General features: G+C 68.5%; 13 protein-coding genes. 8 read left to right on the top strand and 5 right to left on the bottom strand.

Going from position 1 to position 13,298, the window contains the following annotated elements:
• Nucleotides 1-15 precede the first annotated feature (15 nt).
• The 4 genes from GQ674_RS16840 to hemC all read left to right on the top strand — a co-directional run bounded on the left by GQ674_RS16840 (nt 16) and on the right by hemC (nt 3,464).
• Nucleotides 16-681 carry an alpha/beta hydrolase gene (locus tag GQ674_RS16840; RefSeq protein ID WP_038686066.1) on the top strand — a complete coding sequence of 222 codons (666 nt, stop codon included), beginning with the start codon at nt 16-18 and terminating at the stop codon, nt 679-681.
• Nucleotides 682-684: 3 nt separating this feature from the next.
• Nucleotides 685-1,731 (top strand): histidine kinase, encoded by a 1,047-nt coding sequence (locus tag GQ674_RS16835; RefSeq protein WP_159497977.1) that lies wholly within the window; start codon nt 685-687, stop codon nt 1,729-1,731.
• Nucleotides 1,700-2,464 carry a LytTR family DNA-binding domain-containing protein gene (locus tag GQ674_RS16830; RefSeq protein ID WP_201290171.1) on the top strand — a complete coding sequence of 255 codons (765 nt, stop codon included), beginning with the start codon at nt 1,700-1,702 and terminating at the stop codon, nt 2,462-2,464. The genes GQ674_RS16835 and GQ674_RS16830 overlap by 32 nt, the downstream gene beginning before the upstream one ends.
• An 88-nt stretch (nt 2,465-2,552) precedes the next feature.
• The gene (gene hemC / locus GQ674_RS16825; protein WP_159497976.1) at nt 2,553-3,464 is read left to right on the top strand and encodes a hydroxymethylbilane synthase; all 912 of its coding nucleotides are present in this window, start codon (nt 2,553-2,555) and stop codon (nt 3,462-3,464) included.
• Between the two features lie 73 nt (nt 3,465-3,537).
• On the opposite strand, the gene GQ674_RS16820 is transcribed toward hemC, so the two are convergent.
• Both GQ674_RS16820 and GQ674_RS16815 read right to left on the bottom strand, forming a co-directional pair.
• Nucleotides 3,538-4,314: a DUF481 domain-containing protein gene (locus GQ674_RS16820; RefSeq protein ID WP_159497975.1), complete on the bottom strand. Its 777-nt coding sequence runs from the start codon at nt 4,312-4,314 to the stop codon at nt 3,538-3,540.
• A 119-nt stretch (nt 4,315-4,433) separates the two neighbouring features.
• Nucleotides 4,434-5,051: a hypothetical protein gene (locus tag GQ674_RS16815; protein ID WP_159497974.1), complete on the bottom strand. Its 618-nt coding sequence runs from the start codon at nt 5,049-5,051 to the stop codon at nt 4,434-4,436.
• Between the two features lie 91 nt (nt 5,052-5,142).
• On the opposite strand from GQ674_RS16815, the gene GQ674_RS16810 reads away from it, so the two are divergent.
• Both GQ674_RS16810 and GQ674_RS16805 read left to right on the top strand, forming a co-directional pair.
• The gene (locus GQ674_RS16810; protein WP_038686074.1) at nt 5,143-6,108 is read left to right on the top strand and encodes a YafY family protein; all 966 of its coding nucleotides are present in this window, start codon (nt 5,143-5,145) and stop codon (nt 6,106-6,108) included.
• A 94-nt stretch (nt 6,109-6,202) separates the two neighbouring features.
• On the top strand, nt 6,203-6,997 hold the full coding sequence (locus tag GQ674_RS16805; RefSeq protein ID WP_128097141.1) for a MetQ/NlpA family ABC transporter substrate-binding protein: 795 nt from the start codon (nt 6,203-6,205) through the stop codon (nt 6,995-6,997).
• A gap of 92 nt (nt 6,998-7,089) precedes the next feature.
• On the opposite strand, the gene glpK is transcribed toward GQ674_RS16805, so the two are convergent.
• The 3 genes from glpK to GQ674_RS16790 form a co-directional block, all read right to left on the bottom strand.
• Nucleotides 7,090-8,589 carry a glycerol kinase GlpK gene (gene glpK / locus GQ674_RS16800; RefSeq protein ID WP_159497973.1) on the bottom strand — a complete coding sequence of 500 codons (1,500 nt, stop codon included), beginning with the start codon at nt 8,587-8,589 and terminating at the stop codon, nt 7,090-7,092.
• Nucleotides 8,590-8,654: 65 nt separating this feature from the next.
• Nucleotides 8,655-10,169 (bottom strand): glycerol-3-phosphate dehydrogenase, encoded by a 1,515-nt coding sequence (gene glpD, locus GQ674_RS16795; RefSeq protein WP_159497972.1) that lies wholly within the window; start codon nt 10,167-10,169, stop codon nt 8,655-8,657.
• A 136-nt stretch (nt 10,170-10,305) separates the two neighbouring features.
• On the bottom strand, nt 10,306-10,944 hold the full coding sequence (locus GQ674_RS16790) for an OmpW family outer membrane protein (protein WP_038686081.1): 639 nt from the start codon (nt 10,942-10,944) through the stop codon (nt 10,306-10,308).
• A 194-nt stretch (nt 10,945-11,138) separates the two neighbouring features.
• Between GQ674_RS16790 and GQ674_RS16785 the strand changes: the two genes are divergently transcribed.
• Together GQ674_RS16785 and aceF are read left to right on the top strand one after the other, a co-directional pair.
• Nucleotides 11,139-11,660, top strand: a complete 522-nt coding sequence (locus GQ674_RS16785; RefSeq protein ID WP_159497971.1) for a DNA-deoxyinosine glycosylase — start codon at nt 11,139-11,141, stop codon at nt 11,658-11,660.
• Nucleotides 11,661-11,860: 200 nt separating this feature from the next.
• Nucleotides 11,861-13,264 (top strand): dihydrolipoyllysine-residue acetyltransferase, encoded by a 1,404-nt coding sequence (aceF, locus tag GQ674_RS16780; RefSeq protein WP_159497970.1) that lies wholly within the window; start codon nt 11,861-11,863, stop codon nt 13,262-13,264.
• The last annotated feature ends 34 nt before the right edge of the window (nt 13,265-13,298 follow it).

Raw genomic sequence — 13,298 nt, 5'->3', positions numbered from 1 at the left:
TAGTGGAGCCGCACCATGCTGGACAGCGTCATCAACGAAACCGGTACCGACCCGCAATGGGCGGTGCTCTGGCTGCACGGCCTGGGTGCCGACGGCAACGACTTCGCCCCCATCGTGCCCGAGCTGCTGCGCCCGCACTGGCCGGCCATCCGCTTCGTGTTCCCGCATGCGCCGGTACAGCCGATCACGATCAACAACGGCGTGCCGATGCGCGCCTGGTACGACATCGTCAGCATGGACTTCCGCTCGCGTGCCGACGCCGCCGGCGTGGCGGCGTCGGTGCAGGCGCTGGATACCCTGATCGACCAGCAGGTGGCCGCCGGCATTCCGGCCGAGCGCATCCTGCTGGCCGGGTTCTCGCAGGGCGGGGCGGTGATCCTGAGCGCGGTGCTGCGCCGCAGCCGCCCGATCGGTGGCCTGATCGCGCTGTCCACCTACCTGCCCGACCCGGAGACCGCTGCCGCCCAGCGTGCCCCTGACGGCATCCGGCCGCCGGTGTTCATGGCCCACGGCGTGCAGGACCCGGTGATTCCGCAGGCGATCGCCGCGCACACCGCGCAGACCCTGAAGGACCTCGGTTTCCCGCTGGAGTGGCACTCCTACCCGATGGCCCACCAGGTCTGCGCCGAGGAACTGGAGGCGCTGGGCGACTGGCTGGACGCACGGTTCCGGGCCGCCTGAGCCATGACCGACCCGCGCCAGCAGCCGTGGTTGCCCGAGCTGTGCCGGTTGCCGCGGCTGGCGGCGATGCTCGGCCTGGCCGAGCTGGTGGTGGTGGTGGTGGCGTTGGCGCCCGATGGCAGCCGCCATTGGAGCGTGTCGGATTTCCTGTCGGCCAGCGGCTTTGCGCTGTGGTTGTCGCTGGCGGTGACGGTGTGCCTGTGCGCGGCACGCACCGCGCTGTCGCGGTTGCCTGAAGCGGCCGGCACGGCGCTGGCGGTGGCCATGACCGTGCTGATTGCCGCCGTCTGCGCCGGCATCGTGCACGGCCTGTACGGCGTGCTCGATGCCGGGGGCTTCGCGCGGCACATCGGGTTCTGGCGCTTCACCCTGGGCAGCGCCACCATGACCGCCCTGATCGTGGCGCTGGCGCTGCGCTACTTCTATGTCAGCGACCGCTGGGCCGCGCAGGTGGTGGCCAACGCGCGCGCCCAGGCCGACGCGCTGCAGGCGCGGATCCGCCCGCACTTCCTGTTCAACAGCATGAACCTGATCGCCAGCCTGGTGCGCCGCGACCCGGTGGTGGCCGAGCGCGCCGTGCTGGACCTGTCCGACCTGTTCCGCGCGGCGCTTGGCGCGGGCGAGGGCGACTCCACCCTGCAGGCCGAGTGCGAACTGGCCGAGCGTTACCTGTCGATCGAATCGCTGCGCCTGGGCGAACGCCTGCAGGTGCAGTGGCAGCGCGACGAACCCTTGCCCTGGTCGTTGCCGATGCCGCCGCTGGTGCTGCAGCCGCTGGTGGAAAACGCCGTGCTGCATGGCATCTCGCGGCTGCCGGGGGGCGGCACCATTGTCATCGCGCTGTCGTGCGTGGACGGCCAGCTGCGTATCCGGGTACACAACCCCGCGCCGGACCCGCAGGGTCGCGCGCTGCCGCTGACCCAGGGCGCGGGTCACGCGCAGCGCAGCATCGCCCACCGGCTGGCATGGCGCTTTGGCCCCGCGGCCCGGATGACGGGGGCATGGAGCGACGGCTACTATGCGTGCGACATCACCGTTCCGGTGCCCTGAGGAAACAGCCTTGAAGGTGGTCATTGCCGACGACGAGCCGCTGGCCCGCGAGCGCCTGCGCAGCCTGCTGGCCGAACAGCCCGGGGTGGAGGTGGTGGCCGAGGCCGAGAACGGCGAGCAGGCATTGCATGCCTGCGCCGCGCTGCAGCCGGACCTGGTGCTGCTGGACATCGCCATGCCCGGCCTGGACGGCCTGGAAGCGGCCCGTCACCTGGCCACCTTCGACCCGCGCCCGGCGGTGGTGTTCTGCACCGCCTACGACGCCCACGCGCTGTCGGCGTTCGAGGCCGCCGCCATCGATTACCTGATGAAGCCTGTGCGCCCCGAGCGGCTGGCCGCCGCGCTGGAACGTGCGCGCACCTTCCTGGCCGGGCGCAGCGGACATCCCGGCACGCCCAGCCAGCAGGCCCGCACCCTGTTGTGCGCGCGCCTGCGCGGCAGCCTGCGGCTGATTCCGATTGAGGACATCCACTACCTGCAGGCCGAAGAGAAGTACGTGGTGGTGCACCACGCACGCGGCGAAGACCTCATCGAGGAATCGCTGAAGTCGCTGGAAGAGGAATTCGTCGGCCGGTTCGTGCGCATCCACCGCAACTGCCTGGTGGCCCGCCACGAGCTGCTTGAGCTGCGACGAAATGGCGCAGGCCAGGTCCAGGCCGTGCTGCGCCATGGCAAAGCCCCGCTGGAGGTCAGCCGGCGCTGCGTGGCCAGCATCAAGCAGGATCTCCTGTAGGTATCGACCGTTGGTCGATACGCCGCTGCCCGCGCAGCGAAGCATGCCGCCGTTGGCCGATACGCCCTGCTGCGCGGATAATGGCGGCATGACAACCCTGCGCATCGCCACCCGAAAGAGCCCGCTTGCCCTGTGGCAGAGCGAACACGTTGCCGACCGCCTGCGCCAGGTACACCCCGGGCTGGACGTGGTGCTGGTGCCGATGAGCACCCGGGGCGATGAAGTGCTCGACCGTTCGCTGGCCGCCATCGGCGGCAAGGGACTGTTCCTGAAGGAGCTGGAGCTGGCGATGCTGCGCGGCGACGCCGATTGCGCGGTGCACTCGCTCAAGGACGTGCCGATGGAACTGGACGCCCCGTTCGCGCTGCCGGCCATGCTGACCCGCCACGATCCGGCCGACGGCTTCATCTCCAATCTCTATGCCTCGGTGGACGCACTGCCGATCGGCGCGCGCGTGGGCACCTCGTCGCTGCGCCGCCAGGCCCAGCTGCGCGCGCTGCGCCCGGACCTGGAACTGGTGGACCTGCGGGGCAACGTCAACACGCGCCTGGCCAAGCTCGACAACGGCGGCTACGACGCCATCGTGTTGGCGGTGGCCGGGCTGGAGCGGCTGGGCCTGGGCGGGCGCATCGTGGCCCGCTTGAACGCACCGACGTGGTTGCCGGCCCCCGCGCAGGGCGCGGTGACGGTGGAATGCAATGGCGAAGATGCCCGGGTGATGGCGTTGTTCGCCGCGCTCGACGATCCGCGTACGCGTGCCTGTGTCGAAGCCGAGCGCGCCATGAACTGTGCGCTGCATGGCAGCTGCCACGTGCCGGTGGCCGGATTCGCGCAGTGGGAAGGCGAGGATCTGTTCCTGCAGGGGCTGGTCGGCGGCGTGGCCGATGGCCGCCTGGTGCGTGCGGAAGCGCGCGGCCCGGGCCGTGATCCGGATGCGCTGGGCCGGCAGGTGGCGGCCGGGTTGCTGGCCGGTGGGGCAGGGGAATTGTTGGCCGTTTAGCCGCGTTGCCGGGGTGTCGGGCAGCCGACCAACGGTCGGCTCTACCCGGCGGTAGAGCCGATCCGGGACATCATCATTTGAATTTGTAGACCACGTTCATGGTGGTCAGGGTGTCGGTCTTGCGCTTGTCTTCGGCCACGTCGCTGTTGTAACGCGCCTGCCAGCCGGCCTTCAACGCCAGGTGTTCGTTCATGCTCACCGACACGCCGAAATCGTTCTGGCCGAAGGTGTTGTACGAGCCAGACTCCACCAGCAGCGTGTTGACCAGGTCGGTGTTGGGCGTCAGCGAGTACTTCACGTCGAACAGGCCACGACCGATCAGGCCGGTGCGGGTTTCATCGTCTTCGGTGTTGTGCGTGCGGCGCACACCGGGGCCGATCTGCGCGTCCATGTAGAAGCGGTCGCCTTCCACCAACCGGGTGCCGTAACCCAGACCGAACGAGCTCTGGCGGTCGTAGGTGGCGAAGTCGTCGCGTTCGTAACGCACGGTGGCGGTCAGCTGGCGGTGCTCGCCCAGCTGCAATGCGCTGCCGGCGCTGCCGGTGTAGCGGTTGGCCGTGGTGTTGCGGCGCTTGGTAACCGTGCCATCGTCGGCGGTTTCGACATATTCCGAGCGCGAGCGCAGGCCGAACAGGTCCATGCTGTGCACCCAGTCGTCATCGGTATAGCGCAGGCGCAGGCGGCCGTTGGCACTTTCGGTGTTGCTGTTGCCCCGGGCCGAGGCGAAGCCCAGCTCACCGCCGCTGCCGCTCCATGGCGAGGTCATCGCAGCCGGATCGGTGGTGTCCTGGGCGAACGCCGCCGGGGCGCACAACAGCAGGGGAACAAGCAACGAGACGCGCAGGGACATCAACGGTTCTCCGGATCAACCAGTGGGGGACGGGCAACGGGGGATGATACTTGATGCATCCAGCGCGCAATTCCCGCCATCTGCCGCCGCTTTAGGCGGGGTTCGGTCGAACGGCCTGTTCAGGGAAGATCGATGCGCAGCGTCGGGTCGTCGAACCGCGAGAAGCGCAGCGTGATCCGGAACGTCTCGCCCTTGGTCTGGCCCTGGCGCTCGATCTGCACCGGCAGGCCCTGTGCATTGATCCAGTACAGCATTCCGTCCGGCGCGGCGGTGGCATGGCGCACCCGGTACTTGTGGGCGGCTTGCCCGCCGATGGCATCGCTGCCCAGGTCGTCCACCTGCAGCTGGGCCGGGGCCACGTCCGCCGGCAACGGGTTGCGCCATTGCGCCAGCAGGCCCGGCGGCACCGGCACCTGACGGACCTCGCCGGCGCGCTGCAGGAAGAAGGTGTCGCCGATGATCAGCTGCGGGCCGTCATCGGTGATCAGCCGGTAGCGGTCGGGGGCAACGAAGTCCATCGTCGCCTCAACCGCACGCGGCCCCTGCATGCGCAGGCTGGCGTGGAAGCTGCGCAGTTGGCCGAAGCGCTGGCTCGCACCCAGCACCGCCTGCACCGGATCCACTGCGGCCGGGATGTTGCCTGCCGCCGGGGCCGGCGCGGTGGCGGCCGGATCGGGCGCGGGGGCGCAACCGGACAGCAGCAGGGACAGCACGGCAAGGGCAGGTAACAGGCGCATGACAGGCGGCAACGGGGTTTTCGGGGCTCCACGATAGCCGAAGATGGTGCCGAAGCCGCCACAACGACGGCGACTCGGACATAATCGGGTCATGGACCGATACGAACGCATCAACGCCCTGCATCGCCTGCTCAAGTCCGCCCGCTACCCGGTGACGGTGGCCACCCTGCAGGAAAAACTGGAGTGTTCCCGCGCCACCGTCTACCGCGACCTGGCCTTCCTGCGCGATGCGCTGATGGCGCCGGTGGAGGGCGACGGGGAGGCCGGCTTCCGCTACCAGGACGACGAAAGCGACCGCTTCGAGCTGCCCGGGCTGTGGCTCAGTTCCGAAGAGCTGCACGCGCTGCTGGCGTCCCAGCACCTGCTGGCGCGCACCGGCGGCGGCGTGCTGTCCTCGGTGCTGGCCCCGCTGCAGCAGCGCATTGAAGGCCTGCTGGCCGCCCAGGCCGGCGTGTCCACCTGGCCGGTGGACCGGGTCCGGGTGATTCCGCACCGCGGCCGCAAATTCGACGAAGCCAGCTTCCGCGCCGTCGCCTCGGCCGTGCTGGAGCGCAAGCAGCTGGCGTTCGAATACCGCGCCCGCTCCACCGACGAGGCCACCAAGCGCACCGTGTCGCCGCAGCGCATGACCCACTACCGCGACAACTGGTACCTGGATGCCTGGGACCACGGCCGCGAAGGCCTGCGCAGTTTCGCGGTGGACCGCATCTACAAGGCCCGGGTGGTCGACACCGTGGCCCGCGACGTGGATGACACCGAGCTGGACGAGCAGCTGGGCGCCAGCTACGGCATCTTCTCCGGCCCGCCCAAGGGCTGGGCCACCATCGTCTTCAGCGCCAAGGCCGCGCGCTGGGTGGCCGACGAGCATTGGCATTCCAAGCAGCAGGGGCGCTTCCTGGCCGACGGCCGCTACGAGTTGAAGGTCCCCTACAGCGTGTCGCGCGAACTGCTGATGGACGTGCTGCACTACGGCTCGGACGCGGAGATCATCGAACCGGTGATGTTGCGCGAACAGGCCAAGGCGCTGCTGGCGCTGGCCCTCAGCAATTACGAGTGACCGCCGGGCTCATGCCCGCCGGTCATATGCCACCGATACCGCACGGCCGGGGTGTGCGGTAAGGTTGGGCGCTATCGCTGCCCGGATACCCCCCATGAAGAAGTACCTGCTGCTCCCGCTCCTCGCCGCCTCGCTGGCCCTGGCCGCCTGCGGTAAATCCCAACCCGATTCGAAGAAGCTGGTGGTGGCCGCCACGGCCGTGCCGCACGCCGAGATCCTGGCGGTGGTCAAGCCGATCCTGCAGAAGGAAGGCCTGGACCTGGACGTGCGCGTGTTCAACGACTACGTGCAGCCCAACGACCAGCTGGTGCAGAAGCAGGTGGACGTCAACTACTTCCAGACCGAGCCCTACCTGGACGCCTACAACCGCGACCGCAAGACCGACCTGGTCAAGGTCATCGGTGTGCACATCGAGCCGTTCGGCGCCTACTCGCGCCGCTTCAAGTCGCTGGACGAAGTGCCGGCCGGCGCCGACGTGGTGATCCCCAACGACCCCAGCAACAACAGCCGCGCGCTCATCCTGCTGCACAAGGCCGGGCTGATCACGTTGAAGGACCCGACCAATGCGCTGGCCACCCAGCGCGACATCATCGCCAACCCGAAGCAGCTGAAGTTCCGCGAGCTGGATTCGGCCATGCTGCCGCGCGTGCTCGACCAGGTCGACCTGGCCCTGATCAACACCAACTACGCACTGGATGCCGGGCTCAACCCGACCCAGGACGCGCTGGCGATTGAAAGCAAGGACTCGCCGTACGTGAATTTCCTGGTGGCCCGCCCGGACAACAAAGACGACGCGCGCGTGCAGCAGCTGGCCAAGGCGTTGACCAGCCCGGAAGTGAAGGCCTTCATCGCCGAGAAGTACAAGGGCGCGGTGCTGCCGGCTTTCTGATCCCACCGCGGGCCGACCCACGGTCGGCCCCTACCATCGACACCCGGTAGAGCCACGCCATACGCGACTGGCCGCGCAACGCGCGGCAATCGTCACCCCACCCGGAAACCCATCGTGGCCTGTACGGCCTGCTGCCAGCCGGCGTACAACGCCTCGCGCTGGTCCACCGCCATCCGGGGTGTGAAACGCCGGTCCACCGCCCACTGCGCGGCGATCTCGGCCCGGCTGCCCCAGAACCCGGTGGCGAGCCCGGCCAGGTAGGCCGCGCCCAGGGCGGTGGTTTCGGCCACCTGCGGGCGCACCACCGGCACGCCCAGAATGTCGCTCTGGAACTGCGCCATGAAGTCGTTGCCGATCGCACCGCCGTCGGCGCGCAGCTCCTTCAGTTCGATCCCGGCATCGGCCTGCATCGCCGCCAGCACGTCGCGGGTCTGGTAGGCCATCGACTCCACGGCGGCGCGGATGAAGTGCTCCTTGCCGGTGCCACGGGTGATGCCGAACATCGCACCGCGCACGTCGCTGCGCCAGTACGGCGCGCCCAACCCTACAAAGGCCGGCACCAGGTACACCCCGCCGGTGTCGGGCACGCGTTCGGCGTAGGCCTGGCAGTCGCTGGATTTGCCGAACATGCGCAGCCCGTCGCGCAGCCACTGCACCACCGAACCGGCAACGAAGATCGAGCCTTCCAGCGCGTATTCGACCGTGCCGTCGACGCCCCAGGCCAGCGTGGTCAACAGGCCGTTGCGCGACACCACCGCCTTGTCGCCGGTGTTCATCAGCATGAAACAGCCGGTGCCGTAGGTGTTCTTGGCCATGCCGGGCTCGAAGCAGGCCTGGCCGAACAGCGCGGCCTGCTGGTCGCCGGCGATACCGGCGATGGGAATGTGCTGGTCGAAGAAGAACTGCGCCTGGGTGGTGGCATACACCTCGCTGGAGCTGCGCACCTGCGGCAGCATGGCGCGCGGAATGTTGAACACCTGCAGCAGCTGGTCGTCCCAGTCCAGGGTATGGATGTTGAACAGCAGCGTGCGCGCGGCATTGCTGTAGTCGGTCACGTGGGTGGTGCCACCGCTCAGGTTCCACACCAGCCAGCTGTCGATGGTGCCGAACAACAGCTCGCCGCGCTCGGCGCGGGCCTGCGCGCCGTCCACGTGGTCCAGGATCCAGCGGATCTTGGTGGCCGAGAAATACGCATCGATCAGCAGCCCGGTGCGCGCGCGCACCAGGGCCTCGTGGCCCTCGGCGGCGACCCGTTCGCAGATCGCATGGCTCTGCCGCGACTGCCACACGATGGCATTGTGGATGGGCTGGCCGGTGGCCTTGTCCCACACCACCGTGGTTTCGCGCTGGTTGGTAATGCCGATCGCGGCAATGCTGCGTGGGTCCACCTGCTCGCGGTTGAGCAGTTCGGTCAGCGTGGTGTAGACGCTGGTGAGAATCTCGCGCGGGTCGTGTTCCACCCAGCCGGGCTGGGGAAACAGCTGGGTGAACTCGCGCTGCGCACTGCCGACGCTGCAGCCGGCACGGTCGAACAGGATCGCCCGCGAACTGGTGGTGCCCTGGTCGATCGCGAGCACGTACTGCTTGTCCATGCGTTGCTCCGTACAACGAATCAAGGGTGGCCCGGCCGGTGGCGTGCCACGGCCAGCGCCCCAGCCTACGCCATCGCCGCCACCCGCTGCGCCAGATACTGTGCCAGTCCCTCGCGTTGCGCAGCGTCCAGGCGCAGGCCCAGCTTGGTGCGGCGCCACAGCAGGTCATCGAGCGTGCGCACCCATTCGTGCGCCACCAGGTAATCGACTTCGCGCGCGTACAGGTCCGCGCCGAACGCGGTGCCCAGCTGCACCGTGCTGGTCGCGTCGCCGAGCACGGCGCTGGCACGGCTGCCATAGCGTCGGGCCAGCGTTGCCAGCAGCGTTTCCGACAGGCCCGGGTACTGCGCCTGCAGTTTCGCCAGCACCACCGGCGCCGCGCCAAGATCACCGCCGGGCAAAGGCGCACCGTCGGCCGTCCACGCCGGTTCGGCACGGCCCAGGGCCGCGCCGAGTTGATCCACCGCTTCTTCGGCCAGCGTACGGTACGTGGTGAGCTTGCCGCCCAGCACGCTCAGCAGCGGTGCCTGGCTGGCGTCCAGTTGTAGCCGGTAATCGCGGGTGACCTTCGCGGCGTCATGGTGGTGGTCGGCCAGCAGCGGCCGCACCCCGCTGTACTGCCAGACCACGTCGGCCGGCTGCACCGGCGTGCGCAGCCAGCGGCTGGCCGCCGCGCACAGGTACGCCACCTCGGTGCTGGCCGCCCGCACCTGCGCCGGGTCGCCGTCGTAGTCCACGTCGGTGGTGCCGATCAGGGTGAAGTCCTGCTCGAACGGCAGCACGAACACGATGCGCTGGTCCGGCTGCTGCAGCAGGTAGGCGCTGTCGTGCCCATACAGGCGGGGCACGACGATGTGGCTGCCCTGTACCAGCCGCAGCCCGATCGGCGCATCCATGCCGGCGCGCTCCAGCAGGTTGCCGGCCCACGGCCCGGTGGCGTTGACCACGGCGCGGGCCCGCAGGCGCTGCACGCTGCCATCGGCGTGGCGCAGTACCGCCCACCAGTGGTCGCGGTGGCGGATCAGCTGTTCGCAGCGGGTGCGCACGTGGATCCGCGCGCCGCGTTCGTGCGCATCCAGTGCGTTGAGCAGGACCAGCCGCGCATCATCCACGCGGGCATCGGAATAGGTGAAGCCCGTGCGGAAGCCCGGTTGCAGCACCGCACCGCGCGGGTCGCTGCGCAGATCCAGCCGTCGCGAGCGCGGGAACGCGCTGCCGGCGTGGCCCAGGTGGTCGTACAGCCACAGGCCGGCATGCAGCATCCAGCCCGGCCGCAGGTGCGCGGCATGAGGAAGCACGAAGCGGGTAGGCACCACCAGGTGCGGGGCCAGCCGTTGCAACACGCTGCGCTCGCGCAGCGCCTTGCGGACCAGTCCGAATTCGCCGTACTGCAGGTAGCGCAGGCCGCCGTGGATCAGCTTGGTACTGGCACTGGAGGTGTGTGAGGCCAGGTCGTCCTGTTCGCACAGGGATACCGACCAGCCGCGCCCGGCTGCGTCGCGGGCGATGCCGGCGCCGTTGATGCCGCCCCCCACCACCAGCACGTCGAGCAGGTCCTGTCCGGTTCCGGTGTCGCCCATGCGCGCTCCCCGTTTCGCGTCCGGGCCAGTATTGCCGGGCACGGGGCAAGACAGAATGAAAGGGCGCCCGTGCGGTTGAAACAACAACGGGCCCGCGAGGGGCCCGTTGCGTCACTGCGCGTTGGCTGGTGCGTGCTTAGAAGCGGGCACCGATACCGAAGCCCACGGTCCACGGATCCAGCTTGGCCTTGTCGCCGGTCTTGTCACCGTTGACGGTCAGTTCCGGGCGCGAATGCATGTAGCGTGCATCGGCACGGGCGAACCAGGTGCTGTTGATGTTCATGTCCACGCCCACGGTGCCGATGGCGCCCTTGGCGGTTTCCAGCCCGATGTGACCGACGTCGCTGGCCAGGTCTTCATTGCTGAAGTTGGACTCGTAATAACCGACGCCCACGAACGGACGGAACACGTTGTCGGCCTGGCCGAAGTGGTACTGGCCGCTCAGCGCGATCGGCTGCTGCTCAACGGTGCCCAGGCGCGCACCGTTGGTGCCGCGTACGCGGTGGTCGAACTTGTCGGCTGCGCCCCACAGTTCCACGGCCCAGTTGTCGTTGATGTAGTAGCTGAAGCTGACCGTCGGGGCCGGGCCACCGTCTACCTTGCGCACGCCGTCGATGGGATCGTTCTTGGGCTGCAGCAGCGACACGCCGCCGACCACGGCAAAATGCTTGCCCGAGGCGGTGTCGTCAGTGGTGGTGGTGTCCTGCGCGAATGCGGCCGGTGCAAAAGCCAGTGCAGTCAGGGTTGCCAGGGTCAGGGTGCGGATGGAGCGCATGGGGGAATCTCCTCAGGTATTTTTTTGTTCTTGACCCCGTTGCTTCCGGGGCGAGGCAAACGTAGTCCCCGCAACATGAATCGAATCCGACGCGCGTTAAATTTTAGTTTGTTCCGTTCAGCGAACAGCGGAAAATCCCTGCATTCGCGGGCAATGAGGGCAGCGATGATGTTCATGCACCTGTTGGAGATGTGATGGAAGCAACCACGTGCATCGGCTTTCCCGCGCAGGTATCGCCGCAGTGCCGCGTGCTGGTGCTGGGCTCGATGCCCGGCGTGGCGTCACTGCAGGCCGCGCAGTACTACGCGCATCCGCGCAATCGGTTCTGGCCGTTGATGCAGCACTTGTGCGGCGTGGAGGCAACGCTTGCATACCCCGCGCGCATCGCCGCCTTGAATGCCGCAGGTGTGGGTCTGTGGGATGTCATCGGGCGCTGCGAGCGACAGGGCAGCCTGGATGCGTCGATCGTGCGCGGCAGTGACGTGCCCAATGCGTTGCCCGCGCTGATCGCCGGGTTACCCGGGCTGCGGGCCATCGCCTGCAACGGTGGCACCGCCTACCAGCTCTTCATGGCCCGCATCGCACCGGCACTGCCGGCCACCGGGGGCGCGCCGGTGGTCTGGTCGCTGCCGTCCACCAGCCCGGCCAATGCGGCCTGGTCGCTGCCCCGGCTGCAGGTGGCCTGGCAGCCGCTGGCGGACGCGTTGCAGGGGTGAGCGCCTGGCCCGGGCCGGACAATACGGTACCGACTGGAAAATCCTGCTTCGTGCTGTACCAAGCGCAAGCCCGCCAAGGCAGGCCGCTGCAACACCTTGTCCCGGGACAGGGTCAGCAAAAAATCGTCCAGCCGGTTGGCGCTGCCGCCTCCTGCCCTACAATAGGCGATTCCCTACACCAGATTGCCGGAGTTATCCCCATGGCCGAAATCAAGGAAGCACTTGTCCCCGATATCGGTGACTACAGCGATATCCCGGTAATCGAGGTGCTGGTCGCCGTTGGTGACACCGTCAAGAAGGACCAGGGCCTGGTCACGCTGGAATCGGACAAGGCCACGATGGAAGTGCCGTCCTCGGTGGCGGGCGTGGTCAAGGAGATCAAGGTCAAGATCGGCGACAACCTGTCCGAGGGCAAGGTGGTGGCGCTGATCGAAGTGGCCGACGGCGAGGCCAAGCCGGCCGCCGCCGCTGCCCCGGCTGCCGCCGCCAAGACCGAAGCCGCCGAAACCGCGACCAAGGTCGAGCCGGTCGCCGCCCCGGCGCAGCCGGACAAGCTGGCCGCCCGCGAGATCGAGCAGGCCGCCGCCAAGCCGACCCAGCCGGCCCCGGCCGCTGCGGCCCCGTCGGCCGGTGCGCCGAGCAGCCCGCCGGTGCAGTTCAACGCCGACAGCGTGCTGCCGCAGAAGGTGCCGTATGCCTCCCCGGCGGTGCGCGTGTTCGCCCGCGAACTGGGCGTGGACCTGAACCAGCTGAGCGGCACCGAGAAGGGTGGCCGCATCACCAAGGGTGACGTGCAGAAGTTCGTCAAGTCCGCGCTGACCGGCGGCGTCGCTGCCGGCGGTGGCACCGTGGCTGCCGGTGGTGGCCTGAACCTGCTGCCGTGGCCGAAGGTGGACTTCAGCAAGTTCGGCGAGGTCGAGGTGCAGCCGCTGTCGCGGATCAAGAAGATCTCCGGCGCCAACCTGGCCCGCAACTGGGCCATGATTCCGCACGTCACCCAGTTCGAGCAGGCCGACATCACCGAACTGGAAGCCCTGCGCGTGGCCCTGAACAAGGAAAACGAGAAGGCCGGCATCAAGCTGACCATGCTCGCCTTCCTGGTCAAGGCCAGCGCCGCGGCGCTGAAGAAGTTCCCCGAGTTCAACGCCTCGCTGGATGCCAGCGGCGAGAACCTGACCCTGAAGAAGTACTTCAACATCGGTTTCGCCGCCGATACGCCGAGCGGCCTGGTCGTGCCGGTGATCCGCGATGTCGACAAGAAGGGCGTGGTGCAGATCGCGCAGGAATCGGGCGAACTGGCCAAGAAGGCGCGCGACGGCAAGCTGGGCCCGGCCGACATGAGCGGTGGCTGCTTCTCGATCAGCTCGCTGGGCGGGATCGGTGGCACCGCGTTCACCCCCATCGTCAATGCACCGGAAGTGGCCATCCTGGGCGTGTCCAAGTCGTCGATCCAGCCGGTCTGGAACGGCAAGGAATTCGCCCCGAAGCTGATGCTGCCGCTGTCGCTGAGCTACGACCACCGCGTCATCGACGGTGCGCTGGCCGCCCGCTTCACCACGTACCTGTCGCAGGTGCTGGCCGACATGCGGCGCGTGCTGCTGTGAGGCAAGGCCTGGCGTTGCAGCCGGGCAGGGCGGC

Source organism: Stenotrophomonas sp. 364, assembly GCF_009832905.1.
GTDB classification, from domain to species: domain Bacteria; phylum Pseudomonadota; class Gammaproteobacteria; order Xanthomonadales; family Xanthomonadaceae; genus Stenotrophomonas; species Stenotrophomonas maltophilia_AP.
The sequence above is the reverse complement of the archived record's forward strand: the minus strand, read 5'-3'. Positions and strand labels throughout refer to the sequence as shown.

Coding starts and splice junctions, on each gene's coding strand:
- GQ674_RS16840 (WP_038686066.1), top strand. CDS start 16: ATGCTGGACAGCGTCATCAACGAAACCGGTACCGACCCGCAATGGGCG.
- GQ674_RS16835 (WP_159497977.1), top strand. CDS start 685: ATGACCGACCCGCGCCAGCAGCCGTGGTTGCCCGAGCTGTGCCGGTTG.
- GQ674_RS16830 (WP_201290171.1), top strand. CDS start 1,700: ATGCGTGCGACATCACCGTTCCGGTGCCCTGAGGAAACAGCCTTGAAG.
- hemC (WP_159497976.1), top strand. CDS start 2,553: ATGACAACCCTGCGCATCGCCACCCGAAAGAGCCCGCTTGCCCTGTGG.
- GQ674_RS16820 (WP_159497975.1), bottom strand. CDS start 4,314: ATGTCCCTGCGCGTCTCGTTGCTTGTTCCCCTGCTGTTGTGCGCCCCG.
- GQ674_RS16815 (WP_159497974.1), bottom strand. CDS start 5,051: ATGCGCCTGTTACCTGCCCTTGCCGTGCTGTCCCTGCTGCTGTCCGGT.
- GQ674_RS16810 (WP_038686074.1), top strand. CDS start 5,143: ATGGACCGATACGAACGCATCAACGCCCTGCATCGCCTGCTCAAGTCC.
- GQ674_RS16805 (WP_128097141.1), top strand. CDS start 6,203: ATGAAGAAGTACCTGCTGCTCCCGCTCCTCGCCGCCTCGCTGGCCCTG.
- glpK (WP_159497973.1), bottom strand. CDS start 8,589: ATGGACAAGCAGTACGTGCTCGCGATCGACCAGGGCACCACCAGTTCG.
- glpD (WP_159497972.1), bottom strand. CDS start 10,169: ATGGGCGACACCGGAACCGGACAGGACCTGCTCGACGTGCTGGTGGTG.
- GQ674_RS16790 (WP_038686081.1), bottom strand. CDS start 10,944: ATGCGCTCCATCCGCACCCTGACCCTGGCAACCCTGACTGCACTGGCT.
- GQ674_RS16785 (WP_159497971.1), top strand. CDS start 11,139: ATGGAAGCAACCACGTGCATCGGCTTTCCCGCGCAGGTATCGCCGCAG.
- aceF (WP_159497970.1), top strand. CDS start 11,861: ATGGCCGAAATCAAGGAAGCACTTGTCCCCGATATCGGTGACTACAGC.